Below are 14,877 nucleotides of genomic sequence, written 5' to 3'. Positions count from 1 at the left end.
GCCGCAAACTGTATCATGGGTACGTGTGCAAGCGGAAATTTGCACGGGCGGTAAGCTGCTTCACGCTTTGTGATCAAGGTCTGAACGGGGTTGGTCGGACATTCCGGCCATGCCAAACGCCACGCAAGAAGGCCCATTGTTTGGCGCGTTTTCTCGTAGAAAACAACACAACCGGTGACAGCATTTGCAGAAGCGCCGATGCCAGGGCTCGACCAAAAGCCATCGGGACTTCATGCTTGCGGGCGACATAAACGCGTGATTGCCCCATATACCAGCCCTTCAGGCCAGCGATGGCTGGGCTTCCCGGCGAGGATTTGCCTCTGGCGTGGCGCATCTGAGCGTTGTGGACATAGTACAGTGGCCCGCAAACGGCTTTGAGCCGCAGGCTCAGATCATCGTCCTCATGATACAGAAAGATTTCGGGATCAAACCCGCCGACCGCTTCGAATGCTTCGCGGCGGACCAGGAACGCGGCGCCGACGAGGACCGGCAATTCAAAGTCGGAATCGGCTGTTTTCCTGGGCAGGGTTTCATTTCGGGGAATGATCACACTGTATCGCCTGAAACGAGGTGCCCCCTTCCGGTCCAGAATTGCAGGGTTGAAGGCTGACGCATCCGGATGATTGTCGGCCCCCTCTTGCAACGCATCCAATGCTCCGGGCAGCAAGTGAGAATCCGGATTCAGAAAAAAAAGCAGGTCCGTTGTTGCCTTGGCGGCACCAAGGTTGCATGCGCGGCCAAACCCGATGTTGTCGGGGCTTTCGATCAGAGTTGAGCTATGTGCCCTGGCCATTTGCCGAACGGCTTCAATATCATCCGAACCATTGTCGACCAAAATTGTCGGCACGCCCTCTGGGATGGAATTCAGCATCTCAGGCAGTACGCCACTGCTGTTGTAACAAACGCTTATGATCGTAATCTGTGACAATCCTGCCTGCCGTATCTGTGGAATGGGCCTGATCGTTACTTCCTCGCAAACACAGTTAGGGTCAACCCCGGTTACAGTACGACCGATCCGGGCTGCTGAATGCGGTCAGTGATCTTGTGCGCTCAGCGACGACAATCGGAGAAATGATTGAAATGGTTCTGCCCCTATGAAGCGAAGGCGGGAAACCGATCATCAAGCGCGGCCGGATGGTAAAGCCGCATCAGTGGATGCAATGTCTGTTTGATCGGAGCGGTAAGATTTACCTCTTTGGTATTTTTCGATTTCAGGTGGCCGTGGTGAATGAGCAGATTGTTGCCAGTCGTCGGGTTGAAACCAGTAAATCGCAACATGCCCTGAAGGTGATATCGAAATTCCAGCGCCAATCACTTGCCGGAATGAAGGCGTTGGCGGTTCTCAGAACGTTCTGCAAATGGTTGCGGACGCAAGCCTGTGCGCTCAACACCCTGCGCGCGTTTACATGACCTCGCAGTGCCAAAGCCGTGGTTTCCAGCGATATCGGTAAGCTGTTGAAAAGCGTATCAAGCATACCTCAACTGAAATGCGGCAGGAGCCCACGAGGTTCAATCCGACGCCCACGCGGATGCCGCTTCTTTTGCAGAAAAGGCCACGAAACAGAACCCTGTCAAAACATGCTTCTTTGAAGATGGTTGCGTGGCGCCCTTGGTGTGAATCATCCCCGGGTGGGTGGTCATTGCTGCTGGGGGCGTTTTGTGCAACAGTATTCTCTGAGTTGAACGTTATTTGGGTACAACATCCAAAGCCTTAGGTATCGGTTTGGTATTGGGGATTGCAGAACCAGACCAAACTATATAGCAGCCGAACTGAAGCACGAAATAAGCATCACGGAAGAATTGCAGTGCGCGATAGACATACTTACGATTACGACATTGATGTGAACAGTGATGTAGCACCCGCACGTGTGTTGCGCATGGTAAAGCCTGGGTCCAAAGTGCTTGAGATCGGGGCCGGTCCTGGCTCGATCACGCGCCATCTTTCCGGCACGTTGGAATGTGATGTTGTGGCGCTTGAGATCGACCCTTCGGCGATCGAAAAGCTAAAGCCGTTTGCCCGTTCGGTGTACCCGATGGATCTCAACGATGCTTCATGGAGTGATATCGTTCGCGAGAATGACGGGGTATTCGACTACGTGATCGCAGCGGACGTTCTGGAACATGTTTACGACCCGTGGAGCGTTCTTTCAGGCATGAAGTCGCTTTTGAACGACACAGGATCGGTTATTCTTTCGCTGCCGCATGTTGGCCATGCAGCCATTGCCGGTTGTCTTGTCGATGAAGATTTCGAATATCGTGACTGGGGCTTGCTGGATCGGACCCATGTGCGGTTTTTCGGCATCAAAAACGTTCAGCACCTGCTCAATTCGCAGGGCATGAGCATTGAACAAGCCGAGTTTGTGGTTCGTTCGCCAGAAATGACGGAGTTTTGTCAACGCTGGAGCCGTCTGCCACAGGATGTTCAGGCCGCCTTGCAGCGCAATCGCTATTCCCATGTCTTCCAGGTCGTAAGCAGATCGGTCCCCAAAGAACGGGCAGAGAATGACATCTACCTCATGGGCTTGCCCGTCGAACAACCCGATGAAAAGACCCGGCAGCATTGGACCAACATGATGGCAGGCCTGCCCCTGTCCGAAGAGATTGATTTGCAATCGACTATCGGGCCGGTGGACACGAGCAAGGCTTCCCGAGTCGAGCCCGGCCCACTGGCCAAGAAGAAAAAAAAATCGCTGGCGCGGCTGTTGGGGTTGAAGAAGTAATGTCCTCAAACACCACGGATCGTGAATTCGGCAACATCAGGACAATTGCCTTCTACCTTCCTCAGTTTCATCCGATCCCGGAAAACGATGAATGGTGGGGCAAAGGGTTCACCGAGTGGACAAATGTCGCAAAAGCCAAGCCGCTTTTCACCGGGCATTATCAGCCTCATCTTCCTACGGATCTGGGGTATTATGACCTGCGTGTCCGCGAAACGCGGCTTGAGCAGATCGAGATGGCCAAGGCCAGCGGAATTGATGGATTCTGCTACCACTATTACTGGTTTTCCGGGAAAAGACTTCTTGAGCGGCCCGTCGACGAAATGCTTGCGGATCCCGAAAGCGATATGCCGTTCTGTCTTTGCTGGGCGAATGAGAACTGGACGCGCCGCTGGGATGCGGCCGAGCACGAGATTCTCATTGAGCAGAAGTACAAGCCCGAGGATGATCTGGAGTTCATCAAGTCGATCGAGCCGTTTTTCCGGGATCCCCGTTACATAACAATAGATGGCGCTCCGATCCTGATTGTTTATCGGCCGCAGCATTTGAAGAACTCGCGCAAAACCGTGCAGGTCTGGCGTGACTATTGCGCGTCTGTCGGAATTCCGAAAATCCATCTGGCCTGTGCGCTTACGCACCGAAACTGGGACTATGCGTCATACGGGTTTGATTCCGGTGTGGAATTCCCGCCCCACGGCATCAACGTGCCCAACCTCTCGCCAGAAGTGGACTTGTTCGACGATTTCCAAGGCCATTGTGTTGATTTTTCTGCGATCGCAGAACAGTACCTGGGTCACAGCTATGGGCCTGAGAACAACGTTCATCGATCGGTTTTTCCGTCCTGGGACAACACGGCCCGGCGGAAGGAAAATGCCATGGTCGTTTTGAACGGAACGCCGGAAAACTATGAATACTGGCTTTCGCGGGCCTTGCACCAAACCGCTCAGGATTTCCCCGACCAGGAACGTTTCGTTTTTGTGAATGCATGGAATGAATGGGCTGAAGGATGTCACCTGGAACCGGATCGCGAGTACGGGCATGCGTTTTTGCACGCCACCAAGGCCGCTCTCCAAGGTTCAAAGCTGATCGACTGGACGCATGTGGGTGTCCCGGAAATTTCGCGCCGTGGCGAAACCACGGAAGGCATCGCGCATCCTGTTCCATATGGTGCCAACAAGCCGTTGGCCAAACGGGCTTTCCGTCTTTTGCGCGATACGGTCAGCGGTCGGTTGCTGAAACAATGGCTGTCCGCGGCCCGCACAAAATAGAAAACCACGCCGGATTGAGTTGCATGAAAGTCCCAAGTACTTGTCATGCAACTCAGTCTCGTGCTTTGCGTGAAAAAAAGGGTTTTCTTTGTCATAGTCGGCACGACGCGCCTTAGTACGAGAAACTGCATGTCCATCAAAGATACCCTGCTTTACTATTTGCTGACCGCTGCGTCGAAACTCAGCCCACCTTTGTCGCCACGTACGGCAAGGCGGTTCAGAAATTCAGCCAAGAAAAGAGACCCCAAACGGGGTTGGGACAAACCGGGGCAATCCAACAGGCAGGGTTTTGAAGCCATCGGTCAGGCTGAAGAGTTCAAACCCTTCGACCCGCCTGCGAAAGCTGAACCCGCAGTACGGGCAATTGCGCATTACCTGCCGCAATTTCATCCCTTCAAAGAGAATGATGAATGGTGGGGCAAAGGCTTTACCGAATGGTCCAATGTCGGAAAGGCCGTCCCGAATTATCCGGGCCATTACCAACCTCATTGTCCGATTCATCTGGGTTACTACGACTTGCGGTTGCCAGAAATCATGGTCGAACAGACGCGGATCGCGAAGTCTTACGGGATAGGAGGGTTCTCCTATTACTACTACTGGTTCGGCGGAAAGACCTTGATGGAGCACCCGCTCGAACAAATGTTGGGCAATCCGGAAGTCGACATGCCTTTTTGCCTGACATGGGCAAACGAAAACTGGACGCGCCGCTGGGACGGGCGGGCGCACGACGTTCTTATCGCGCAAAACCATTCGATCGAGGATTCCCTGAACCTTCTGCGTCACATACGCAAATATTTTGATGATCCGCGTTATATTCGGATAGATGGGAAACCGGTTTTCATCGTTTACCGAGCGAACATCATACCGAATATCGAGGAAACAACCGCAGCATGGCGAAAAGAGGCACAAAGCTGGGGCGAGCCGGACCTGTATCTCATAGCTGCCCAGACTTTTGATATCGGCGATCCTGAGAAACTGGGTTTTGACGCTGCAATGGAGTTCCCGCCGCATCAGGTAAAGCGCACCGACATCACGGATGAGATGGGGATCTACAATCCAGAGTTCACGGGTGCCGTTCTGGATTACCAGGCCGTGGTCGAGGCAGAGCTTCAAAAGCCGGAACCCCGGTACAAGCTGTTTCGGTCCTCCACGCTCTCGTGGGACAATACCGCGCGCAATCAGGATGCCCCTCGGATTATGGGACGGTTCACAATCGATGCATACAAGCGCTGGACGGAACATTTGTGTCGCCAGGTTCTTGCGCAGGAAAAATACAGTGCCGACGAAAAAATCGTTTTCATAAACGCGTGGAACGAGTGGGCAGAGGGGACTCATCTGGAGCCTGACCGAAGATATGGCTTTGCCTATCTTCAGGCGACCTATGACGCGTTACCCAAGAAGTCTGAAAGTCAGATCAATACGTGATGTTTTCGACCTTGAGGTTTCGAGGACCTGACGGTTGGCGCCTCTGATATCCGGACGTCACACGTTGCCCGGGGTTTCGTATCAATTCTGATCGACCCTATGATGCTGTTCCGTATCGTTCGCTCTGACGGTGCGACTTGCGATTTGGTCGAACATCCATTGTACGGCTTCGTCGCCGTCGGACCGGATATGCCGATAAAGGCGAAGTTCGATCGGAGGCACATCAACCGGCAGCCTCAACATGCGCAGCCCCATTTCACGCGCGCTGCATTCGGTCAGCGTGGCAACCATATCTGTCTTGTGCAGAATATCCCGGATGTTCAGATAACTTTGCATCTGAAGCCCGAGTTTGCGCCGTGCGCCCAGTTTGCGCAGGACGATGTCGACCGGGCTCGCCCCCTGAGGCCGTGAGGAAACATGCAGATGTGTCAGCTGAAGATAACGCTCCAGCGTCAATGGGCCCGAACCCAGCGGGTGGCCGGGTCGCATGGCACAGACATAGCGGTCCTTCATGATGGTCCGGCTGATCAGATCCGAACTGTCCGGCATCGGAATGTCCGACGTGATGTCGATCGTGCCCTGCTGTAACGCCTTGCGCGTATCCCGGCGGGGAATGCGCACGAGGCTGAGTTCGACCTGGGGTGCCGTGCATTGAAACCCGGACAAAAGCCCGGGCAGGATGATGAGGCTGTGAAGGTCGACCAAACTGACCCGGAACAGCCGTTTGCTGGTAAACGGGTCGAACCGTTCACCCTGCGCCGATGCGGCTTGCAACTGGTGAAGAGCGGCTGAGACCCTGTCCGAAATGCTCTCTGCCAGCGCCGTGGGCTGCATCCCCGTGCCGGTCTTCACGAAAAACGGGTCGTTCAGTGTCTTGCGCAACCGGGTCAGGGCGTTGCTGACGGCCGGTTGCGTGATCGACAGGCGTTCGGCAACGCGGGTCAGATTTCGTTCGGTATAGATGGCGTCAAAAATAACAAAAAGGTTCAGGTCGATCTTGTTGAGCTTGGTCGTCATGTCATTCACCAGAATTATGCTGATGATCATGCAAGTAAATTTCACAAATGTCATTGAGGGCGGTAAGCTGAATGGTATCCCGGCGGAATACGGAGTTTCATGCATGACCTCATCCGGCCTCGAACTCGATACCGAGCGGCTTTCGACATATTTGGGGCGCCATATCCAAGGTTTCGCCGGCCCATTGTCCTATCGGAAGTTTTCGGGCGGGCAGTCGAACCCAACCTATCTGCTGAAGGCCGGTGGTTCGAAATACGTGCTGCGCCGCAAACCGCCAGGTGACCTGCTGCCTTCGGCCCATGCCGTGGATCGGGAATATCGTGTTCTCAGGGCACTTCATGGCACTGCGGTTCCGGTCGCCAAACCTTACGTGCTGTGTGAGGACACGGATGTCATCGGTTCCATGTTCTATGTCATGAGCTTCCAGGAGGGCCGGATTTTCTGGAACCCGGCGCTGCCCGAGTTGGACGTGGCCGACCATCATCCGGTGTTCGATGAAATGATCCGGGTTCTGGCCGCGCTGCATTCGGTTGACACAGGCGCCGTCGGCCTGTCCGACTTCGGCAAGCCGGGAAACTACTTCCAACGCCAATACAGCCGCTGGACCAAACAGTATCGCGCCGCAGAAACAAGTAAACTTCCCGAGATGGAACAGCTTATGGGCTGGCTGTCCCGCAATCTGCCCGATGGTGACGGTTCGGTCAGTCTGATCCACGGTGACTTTCGCATAGACAATTTTATCTTCGCTTCGGATGCCCCGCAGATCACCGCGGTTCTGGATTGGGAACTGTCGACGCTGGGCCACCCGATGGCTGATCTGGGCTATTTCTGTGTGTGTCTCAGATTGCCGCCCACCGGTCTGATCCGGGGGCTGCAAGGGCTGGATCGCGCTGCTTTGAACATCCCTTCCGAAGCTGAGATGATCGAGCGGTATTGTTCGCTGCGTGACCTGCCAGAGATTGAAAACTGGACTTTCTATCTGGCGTTTTCCTTTTTCCGGATGGCTGCGATTGCACAGGGTGTTTACAGCCGTGCGCTGGCGGGAAACGCATCGAACGAGAACGCAATGGCGTTCAAGGGGCTGGTGGCCCCTCTGGCGCAAATGGCGCTCGACGAAATCGCTGCTGCAACGCACTGAAGAGGATCACAATGGATTTTGCTCCATCGCCACGCGCCACGGAAATGCATGACCGGCTGAAAGCCTTCATGCAGGCGCATATCTATCCGCGCATTCGCGACCACAAAGAGGAAATAGAAGCCGGCAATTTCCCCGTTTCGTTCATGGAAGACCTCAAGTCGCTGGCCCGCGCCGAAGGGCTTTGGAACATGTTCCTGCCCTCCTTGCGGGATGATGAGCCCGGAACGCGGCTCAGCAATCTTGATTACGCGCCCCTGGCCGAGCTGATGGGCCAGGTGAGCTGGTCTTCGGAAGTCTTCAACTGCAACGCGCCGGATACCGGGAACATGGAATTGCTGCACATGTTCGCCACACCCGAGCAGCGCGAAGACTGGTTGGTGCCGCTGTTGAACGGCAAGATCCGTTCGGCCTTTGCCATGACCGAACCCGACGTGGCCAGTTCGGACGCGACCAACATAACGACATCCATCCGGCGCGAGGGTGATAAATACGTCATCAATGGCCGCAAGTGGTTCATCACCAATGCGTGCCACCCCAACACCAGACTTTTCATCGTCATGGGCAAAACCGACCCGAACGCCGATCGCCATAAACAGCAAAGCATGATCATCGTTCCAAAGAATACGCCCGGTTTGGAGATCGTGCGCAATCCGACGATCCTGAACATGCACGATCCCGAAGGCCATGCTGAACTGGTGTTCAAGGACGTGCGCGTCCCGGTCGGCAATCTGCTGGGCGAAGATGGCAGCGGTTTTGCACTGGCTCAGGCGCGGCTTGGGCCCGGGCGAATTCATCATTGCATGCGCTCGATCGGGGCGGCGGAAATGGCACTGAACCTGATGGTGGAACGTGCTCAGGAACGGAAGACCTTTGGCAAGCAACTCTCGGAACAAGGCGTGATCCGTGAATGGATCGCCAAATCCCGGTTGGAGATTGAACAGGCGCGGCTGTTGACCCTGAAGGCGGCCTGGAAAATAGATCAGGTGGGGGCGAAAAAGGCCTTCCGCGAAATATCCCTGATCAAGGTCGTGGCGCCCCAGGTACATGCAAAGGTTACGGATCGTGCAATGCAGGTCTTTGGCGCAATGGGCATGACACCCGACACGCCATTGGCCGACAGTTACACTTGGGCTAGGGCGTTGCGCTATGCGGATGGACCGGATGAGGTGCATCTTCAGGCCATTGCCAAACAGGAGTTGAAGAATTCCAACTATGGGATGTCGGCGCAGTGGCTGACACCGCCTCTGCGCTAGGTCTGGGAAGGGATGGCATCACCGGAATATCCCTAAGATACGCAAGCCGAGTTGCCCAGTTTTCCTGGCTTTCGGATACGCGGCCTGCCGCGCTATGCTATGTTCCGACGGCAAGCAAATCGCTCGCCTTTTCTCCGATCATGATCGCGGGGGCGTTTGTGTTGCCGCTGACGATTTCCGGCATGATCGAACAATCCGCGACCCGGAGGTTTCCGATGCCGTGCACCTTTAGCGCGGGGTCTACGACTGCGGTTTCGTTCGTACCCATCGCGCAGGTCCCCGTTGGGTGATAGATCGAAACGGAATTCGATCTGACCCAGTCCAGCGTGCCCTCGTAATCGTCGGTCGAGAGTTGGGATGTCGGGCGGAACTCTTCGGAAATCTTCGATGCCAGCGGATTGTGCTGTGCGATTCTGCGGGCGATGTTCACGCCGTCAACGATGGTTCGGCAATCCGTTTCCGTCGACAGATAGTTCGGAATGATCTTTACATGCTGTGATGGGTCCGGGCCGTTCAGATGCAGTTCACCCCTGCTTTCCGGCCGCAGCTGGCACACGGACATGGTAAAGGCGGAAAACGGGTGTACGCCTTCGCCGGGGCTGTCGGCGGACCACGGCTGTACATGGAATTGAATGTCGGGTGTTTCTACGTCCGGGCGCGTTTTCATGAATCCGGTCGCAAGGCTGGCCGCCATGGTCATCGGACCGGCGCGGAACAAAGCGTATTTGAGCGCGATACGGGCCTGATTGATCAGGCTGCGCACCTCGTCATTCAATGTGGGCTCATTGCATTTGAAAACGAGACGGGCCTGCAAGTGATCCTGTAGTCTTTTGCCGACATTGGGCAAGGCATGGACCGGATCGATGCCGTTTTTCTTCAGGTGGTCCGGGTCGCCGATACCCGACAGCATCAGAATTTGAGGAGAGTTGATTGCACCGCCGGACAGGATGATTTCGCGCCGAACGTTCAAGGTTTTCTCATTGCCTGCGCGATCCCGATAGACAAGTCCGGTCGCCTGTTTCCCATCCAGCGTTATGCGTGTCACCAATGCGTTGGTGATGATGTTCAGGTTTTGTCGGTTTCGAATGGGTTTCAGATACGCCACAGCCGAGCTGCACCTGCGCCCATTGCGGGTGGTCAGCTGAAAATACCCTACGCCTTCCTGATCTGCGCCGTTGTAATCCGGATTGAACGGGTATCCGGCGGCTTGCGCTGCCGCGACCCAAGCGTCGCAGATCGGTCGCTGAATGCGCATGTTCGACACCGACAGCGGCCCACCGACACCGTGATACGGGTCTTCGCCGCGTTCTTGATCTTCGCTGCGTATGAACAGCGGCAGCACGTCGTCCCAGCCCCAGCCGACATTCCCCATCTGGCGCCAGCGGTCATAATCTTCCTTTTGGCCGCGCACATAGAGCAGACCGTTCAGAGAGGATGAGCCGCCCAGCACTTTGCCGCGTGGCCAGTCGATCGAGCGCCCGTTCAGGCCCGGATCGGGCTCGGTCCTGTAACACCAGTCCACCGAAGGGTTGTGCATGGTTTTGAAATAGCCAACCGGGATGTGGATCCAGGGGTTGGTGTCGCGGCCGCCGGCCTCTAACAGCGCGACGGTCGTGTTGGGATCGGCGCTGAGCCGATTGGCGATGACACAGCCCGAAGACCCCGCGCCAACTACCGCATAATCCACTTCCATGACCGCCTCCTTCCAACGTCGTTGAAAAAAACTCTATGCAAGATGCAAGAAATATACTAGCCTTTTTTGATACAAAACGTCTCAATAATTGCGAACAGGGAGGTAAGCAATGGAGATTGGTCGGAAACTGAGTGGTATTTCGCGGCGGGATTTCTTCCGGGTAGCGGGGCGCTATGGCATGAGCTCGACGTTGCTTGCAGCAGGAGGGTTTGGCGGTGCGATGAGCCTGGCCAATCTGGCGCAGGCGGCGGAATCCACGTATGAAAAACGCTTTTCGAAAGAACCGAAGCACACGTTGAAATTTGGTGCGTCGGGCTTCAACACCCGCAACCTGCTGATCGAGCGCGCCGGCGCCATCGAATTTGCACGCGACCTCGAAGAACGCACCGATGGCGAGATTCGCATCGAGTTCATCGGCGACAACCAGATCTGCGGACAACTCAGCTGTGTTGAAAAAACCCAGCAGGGAATCGTCGATATCTACGCAGCTTCGACCCAGAATTCGGCCGGCGGTGCGCCTTATCTGAACGTCCTGGACTATGCCTACATGTTCCCCAGCCGGGCGGCGCAGTATCATTTCTTCTACAGCCCCGCCAGCCAGCGCATCCTGCGCGACCCGCTTGAAAAGCGTCACGGGCTGAAATTCCTGTTCACCCATTGTGAACTGCGCGGTCTGCAAATGGGCTCGACCTTTGCCGACAAGCCGACCGTCACCAAGCTGGAAGAGCTGTTCGGCACCAAGAACCGCGTGACCGGTACGCAGCTGGGTCGGATCGCGATGCAACTGCTGAACCTGAACCCTGTTCCGGTGGCATGGGAAGAAACGCTGGATGCGCTCAAGACCGGTCTGATCGATGGTGCGGAAACCTGGGCCTCGGCGGTGGCATATGCGAACATGGCGCCTGTGGTTTCGCAATCGGTGAACCTGAAGTTCTTCTGCGGTACCGAACACACTTCGATGTCTGCCAAAGTATTCGATGGCCTGGGCGGTGAATTGCAGGATGCCGTGATGGAATCGTCCTATTTCACCCAGGCCCTGATCCAAGGCGCGAATGAGGCGGCACTGCTGAACACGGTCGGATTCTCGGATCCGCAATTGCCGCAAACCATTTTTGCGGAAAACGGCGTGCGCCCGGCCTTTCTGCCGGAGGACCAGATCAAGCTGGCCGAAGAAATGTGTGCTCCGAACTACAACCCCGAGCCGTGGGCGCAGTGGCGCGAGCGGCTGAACAAATGGGCCGGTGGCATCGATACTTACCAGGAGATCTACGACATCGCGCGCGAGATCCCAGCGGACACGCTGCCGGAAAATGTCGAGCCGCGCCGCTGGTGGAAGGGCGAGGCCTGATTAGACTGCCAGAACCGGCCCGAACGGGCCGGTTCAATCAATACCCACTGGGAGGACGGGCTTCATGTCACTTTGGGCAGACATTGGCGCAATATTCAGCGCTTTTCTCAGCCAGGATTCTTTCGAGATTCAACTTGCTCTGGAATCCGACGCGGCTTGGATCGTTGGTGCGATCGTTGCCGCGATCGGGGGTTTGCTGGTCATGCTGATCTATCGCATGGTGCCGTTGATCGAACGTCATCTGGAACGGTCGGTCATGGTGTATTCTTATCTTGCCATCGCACTGATCATCTTCTGGGGCGTGATCGACCGGTTTGTCTTCAATGATCAGGAACCCTGGTCCACAACCATTCCTCCGCTTCTTTTCATGGTGATGGCCTGGTTTGGTGCGTCCTACAACGTACGCTTGCGCACGCATCTGAGTTTCAGTGAATTCCGCACCGCCATGCCCCGCGGCGGGCAATTGGCCTGCCTGTTTCTTGACGCGGTGCTGTGGTTCATCTTCGCGGTGATCGTCATCGTGACCACCTCGCGACTGGTGGCGCTTTCGGCCTCGAACTTTCAGATCGTACTGGGCACGGACAATATCATGCAGTGGTGGTTCCTGCTGGCTGCACCATTGTCATTCTTATTGATGGTCGGTCGCGTGTTTCAGAACCTCGCCGATGATTTGCACAACTGGAAAACAGGCGAGCCGCTGATCAAGCAGGCCGTGATCGGGGCAGACTGATGACAGACGGAACACTTGTTACACTGATCTCGCTGGGGGTCACCTTTCTGTTCATGCTGGGCGTGCCGGTGCTGCTGGTCATCGGTTACTGGGTCATTGGATGTTCCTTTGTCCTTGGTCTGACGCTGGACAATATGGGGGCCGAACTTCTGAACGTCTTCAACAAGGGCTTCGCCCTGTTGGCGATGCCGTTGTTCATCCTGACCGGTGACCTGATCAACAAATCCGGCATCGCGCGACGACTCAGTGATTTTGCCTATGCCTGCCTGGGCTGGATACGCGGCGGACTTGCAATGGCGTCGCTGGGGGCCTGCGGGCTGTTTGCGGCGATTTCGGGGTCGAACTCGGCCACGACGGCGACCATCGGGTCGATGCTGCACCCCGAGATGGTAAAGGGCGGCTATGACGAACGGTTCAGCGCCGCGACCGCTGCTGCGGGCGGTACTGTCGGTATCATCATCCCCCCTTCGATCATCTTCATCGTCTATGGCTTTCTGATGAACCTGCCGATTTCCGAATTGTTCGTGGCCGGTATTCTGCCCGGTGCGCTGATGGTCATCGGGATGCAGCTGGCGTGCTGGATCATCTGCCGCATGAACGGGTGGGGCTATCTGATCCCACTGCAATTGAACCGGGTGCTGAAAACCGCCTTCGGGGCCTGGCTCGGCTTTTTCGCCATCGGGCTTGTGCTTTGGGGCATATATACCGGCAAGTTCTCTCCGACAGAGGCCGCTGGCGTGACCGTGGGCTTTTGTGTCATTGCGGGGCTGGTCAGCTACCCGATCAACCGCATCATGGGGGCCCGGAACGATATACCGCCAACCGAAAAGAGCTTCGCTGAAATGTTCGTGGTCGAGGGGTTCACGATCCCAGAGATCCCCTCAATCGTTATCAGGTCTGCCCAGATTACGGGTATCCTGGCCCCGTTGATCGCAATTTCGGTTGTGATGCAGCAGATCCTGTCCCTACTTGGCGCACAGGAAACAATCGGAAACTTCGTGACCTCCATGGGGGGGTACCATGCGGTTCTGTTTACATCGATGGTGATCGTCTTCTTTTCAGGTATGGTGCTGGAAAGCCTTCCGGTCACCATCATCCTGGCCCCGATCCTTGCGCCAATCGCAGCCTCGGTTGGAATTGATCCAATTCATTTCTCAGTCATCTTCCTGGTCGGTGCATCCATCGGGTTTATCACACCACCATACGGGCTTAACCTGTATGTCGCTTCAGGCGTGACGGGCGTGCCGTACTTCCGGTTGCTGCGCTATACGGTGCCTTATTTGGTGGCCCTGCTATCGGTCTGGATATTGGTGTCGCTGGTGCCCGAACTGGCCTTGATCCTTCTGCCAAATAACTAGAATGTTGAAGGATGGCCGAGACTGATACTAAAGACAGAGAAACTCAGATTCCCACCAACCTGCGCCTGTTGCTGATCCTTGAAGAGGTGGCACGGCGCGGCGTTGCGGTCAAACCTTCGGATCTGATCGATGCATTGGGATTGGCCAAACCCACAATCCATCGTTTGCTGCAAACGGCAGAGGCAGAAGGGTTCCTGCAACGCGATCTTGACGGACGGTCCTATGGTCCGGGCAGAAGACTGCGGCTGTTGTCCGTGAATACCATGTCCGCCGAGCATCTGCGGACCGCGCGTCTCGCCATCCTGCGCGGCGTGGCCGACGAAGTGGGCGAAACATGCAATCTGGCCATCCCGGATCGCGAAGGCATGATCTATCTTGACCGGGTAGAAACCAAATGGCCGTTGCGAATTCAATTGCCGATCGGAACCCAGGTGCCGTTCCACTGCACGGCCAGTGGCAAGATGTACCTTTCCACCTTGCGCCCCAAAACTCTGAACGGGTTTCTGTCAGCCGGAAAGCTAAAAGAGCAGACTGCCCGTTCATTGACAGAGCCGAAGGCCCTGCTGAGTGAAATCAAGATCACGGCCGAGCGGGGATTTTCCACCGACGACGAAGAATTCATGGCGGGCATGGTGGCGATCGCCGTGCCGGTGCAGGACGCGCAGGGCAGGCTGGTTGCCACGCTTTCAGTTCATGCCCCGACGCAACGGCATGATGTCGGCAGTCTGAAGTCATTTCTCGACACCTTGCGCCGGGGGGCGGAAAAACTGTCGCAGCTGTTGGGCGAGTAAATGGCGCAACGGGATAACCGGCAATAATCAGGCCGACGGCCGTTCGTGGCAGTTGTATCGAGGATGCCGCAAAGCCTCGGAAGGCCTCTTGCCGAAACACAAGACAATCCATCAGCACCGGAATGGCCGTCGTCGCGCC

The 14,877-nt window shown here is 56.0% G+C and carries 13 protein-coding genes; 10 read left to right on the top strand and 3 right to left on the bottom strand.

All coding sequences use genetic code 11. The annotated features are described in order from the left end of the window. Positions 1-73: 73 nt before the first annotated feature. On the bottom strand, positions 74-928 hold the full coding sequence (locus tag I9184_RS15155) for a glycosyltransferase family 2 protein (protein ID WP_209835049.1): 855 nt from the start codon (positions 926-928) through the stop codon (positions 74-76). A gap of 206 nt (positions 929-1,134) precedes the next feature. Here I9184_RS15155 and I9184_RS15150 point away from each other — a divergent pair, with 206 nt between their 5' ends. The 4 genes from I9184_RS15150 to I9184_RS15135 all read left to right on the top strand — a co-directional run bounded on the left by I9184_RS15150 (position 1,135) and on the right by I9184_RS15135 (position 5,410). Beyond that, positions 1,135-1,410: a hypothetical protein gene (locus I9184_RS15150; protein WP_209835048.1), complete on the top strand. Its 276-nt coding sequence runs from the start codon at positions 1,135-1,137 to the stop codon at positions 1,408-1,410. Positions 1,411-1,736: 326 nt separating this feature from the next. Next, the gene (locus I9184_RS15145; protein ID WP_209835047.1) at positions 1,737-2,720 is read left to right on the top strand and encodes a class I SAM-dependent methyltransferase; all 984 of its coding nucleotides are present in this window, start codon (positions 1,737-1,739) and stop codon (positions 2,718-2,720) included. Continuing rightward, positions 2,720-3,985: a glycoside hydrolase family 99-like domain-containing protein gene (locus I9184_RS15140; protein ID WP_209835046.1), complete on the top strand. Its 1,266-nt coding sequence runs from the start codon at positions 2,720-2,722 to the stop codon at positions 3,983-3,985. Before I9184_RS15145 ends, I9184_RS15140 begins: the two co-directional genes overlap by 1 nt. A 129-nt stretch (positions 3,986-4,114) precedes the next feature. Further along, on the top strand, positions 4,115-5,410 hold the full coding sequence (locus tag I9184_RS15135) for a glycoside hydrolase family 99-like domain-containing protein (RefSeq protein WP_209835045.1): 1,296 nt from the start codon (positions 4,115-4,117) through the stop codon (positions 5,408-5,410). Between the two features lie 81 nt (positions 5,411-5,491). Here the strand turns inward: I9184_RS15135 and I9184_RS15130 are convergent, their stop codons facing one another. Continuing rightward, positions 5,492-6,457: a LysR family transcriptional regulator gene (locus I9184_RS15130; protein WP_209835044.1), complete on the bottom strand. Its 966-nt coding sequence runs from the start codon at positions 6,455-6,457 to the stop codon at positions 5,492-5,494. On the opposite strand from I9184_RS15130, the gene I9184_RS15125 reads away from it, so the two are divergent. Together I9184_RS15125 and I9184_RS15120 are read left to right on the top strand one after the other, a co-directional pair. Then, entirely contained in the window at positions 6,450-7,565 is a 1,116-nt protein-coding gene (locus tag I9184_RS15125) for a phosphotransferase family protein (RefSeq protein WP_245218149.1), read from the top strand. The genes I9184_RS15130 and I9184_RS15125 overlap by 8 nt on opposite strands. A gap of 11 nt (positions 7,566-7,576) precedes the next feature. After that, positions 7,577-8,818, top strand: coding sequence for an acyl-CoA dehydrogenase family protein (locus I9184_RS15120; RefSeq protein WP_171724541.1), 1,242 nt, complete (start codon positions 7,577-7,579; stop codon positions 8,816-8,818). 97 nt (positions 8,819-8,915) lie between these two features. Here I9184_RS15120 and I9184_RS15115 read toward each other — a convergent pair whose 3' ends face one another. Then, positions 8,916-10,511: a GMC family oxidoreductase N-terminal domain-containing protein gene (locus I9184_RS15115; protein WP_209835043.1), complete on the bottom strand. Its 1,596-nt coding sequence runs from the start codon at positions 10,509-10,511 to the stop codon at positions 8,916-8,918. Between the two features lie 109 nt (positions 10,512-10,620). On the opposite strand from I9184_RS15115, the gene I9184_RS15110 reads away from it, so the two are divergent. The 4 genes from I9184_RS15110 to I9184_RS15095 all read left to right on the top strand — a co-directional run bounded on the left by I9184_RS15110 (position 10,621) and on the right by I9184_RS15095 (position 14,738). Beyond that, complete coding sequence (locus I9184_RS15110; protein ID WP_152460475.1) at positions 10,621-11,859, top strand: TRAP transporter substrate-binding protein; 1,239 nt, start codon at positions 10,621-10,623, stop codon at positions 11,857-11,859. Positions 11,860-11,923: 64 nt separating this feature from the next. Further along, on the top strand, positions 11,924-12,589 hold the full coding sequence (locus tag I9184_RS15105) for a TRAP transporter small permease subunit (protein ID WP_209835042.1): 666 nt from the start codon (positions 11,924-11,926) through the stop codon (positions 12,587-12,589). After that, a complete protein-coding gene (locus tag I9184_RS15100) occupies positions 12,589-13,947 on the top strand; it encodes a TRAP transporter large permease (protein WP_171636325.1) in 1,359 nt (452 codons plus the stop codon). The genes I9184_RS15105 and I9184_RS15100 overlap by 1 nt, the downstream gene beginning before the upstream one ends. A gap of 11 nt (positions 13,948-13,958) precedes the next feature. Beyond that, on the top strand, positions 13,959-14,738 hold the full coding sequence (locus I9184_RS15095) for an IclR family transcriptional regulator (RefSeq protein WP_171636323.1): 780 nt from the start codon (positions 13,959-13,961) through the stop codon (positions 14,736-14,738). Positions 14,739-14,877 lie beyond the last annotated feature (139 nt).

Origin of the sequence: Ruegeria sp. HKCCE3926, assembly GCF_017872515.1 — a bacterium.
In the GTDB taxonomy this organism is placed as follows: domain Bacteria; phylum Pseudomonadota; class Alphaproteobacteria; order Rhodobacterales; family Rhodobacteraceae; genus Ruegeria.
Note: the sequence above shows the minus strand (reverse complement) of the source record. Positions and strands in the feature narration are given on the sequence as shown.

Excerpts from the sequence above, each read along its gene's own strand:
- I9184_RS15150 (WP_209835048.1), top strand. The coding sequence starts at position 1,135 with ATGGTAAAGCCGCATCAGTGGATGCAATGTCTGTTTGATCGGAGCGGT.
- I9184_RS15140 (WP_209835046.1), top strand. The coding sequence starts at position 2,720 with ATGTCCTCAAACACCACGGATCGTGAATTCGGCAACATCAGGACAATT.
- I9184_RS15135 (WP_209835045.1), top strand. The coding sequence starts at position 4,115 with ATGTCCATCAAAGATACCCTGCTTTACTATTTGCTGACCGCTGCGTCG.
- I9184_RS15125 (WP_245218149.1), top strand. The coding sequence starts at position 6,450 with ATGATCATGCAAGTAAATTTCACAAATGTCATTGAGGGCGGTAAGCTG.
- I9184_RS15130 (WP_209835044.1), bottom strand. The coding sequence starts at position 6,457 with ATGATCATCAGCATAATTCTGGTGAATGACATGACGACCAAGCTCAAC.
- I9184_RS15120 (WP_171724541.1), top strand. The coding sequence starts at position 7,577 with ATGGATTTTGCTCCATCGCCACGCGCCACGGAAATGCATGACCGGCTG.
- I9184_RS15115 (WP_209835043.1), bottom strand. The coding sequence starts at position 10,511 with ATGGAAGTGGATTATGCGGTAGTTGGCGCGGGGTCTTCGGGCTGTGTC.
- I9184_RS15110 (WP_152460475.1), top strand. The coding sequence starts at position 10,621 with ATGGAGATTGGTCGGAAACTGAGTGGTATTTCGCGGCGGGATTTCTTC.
- I9184_RS15105 (WP_209835042.1), top strand. The coding sequence starts at position 11,924 with ATGTCACTTTGGGCAGACATTGGCGCAATATTCAGCGCTTTTCTCAGC.
- I9184_RS15100 (WP_171636325.1), top strand. The coding sequence starts at position 12,589 with ATGACAGACGGAACACTTGTTACACTGATCTCGCTGGGGGTCACCTTT.
- I9184_RS15095 (WP_171636323.1), top strand. The coding sequence starts at position 13,959 with ATGGCCGAGACTGATACTAAAGACAGAGAAACTCAGATTCCCACCAAC.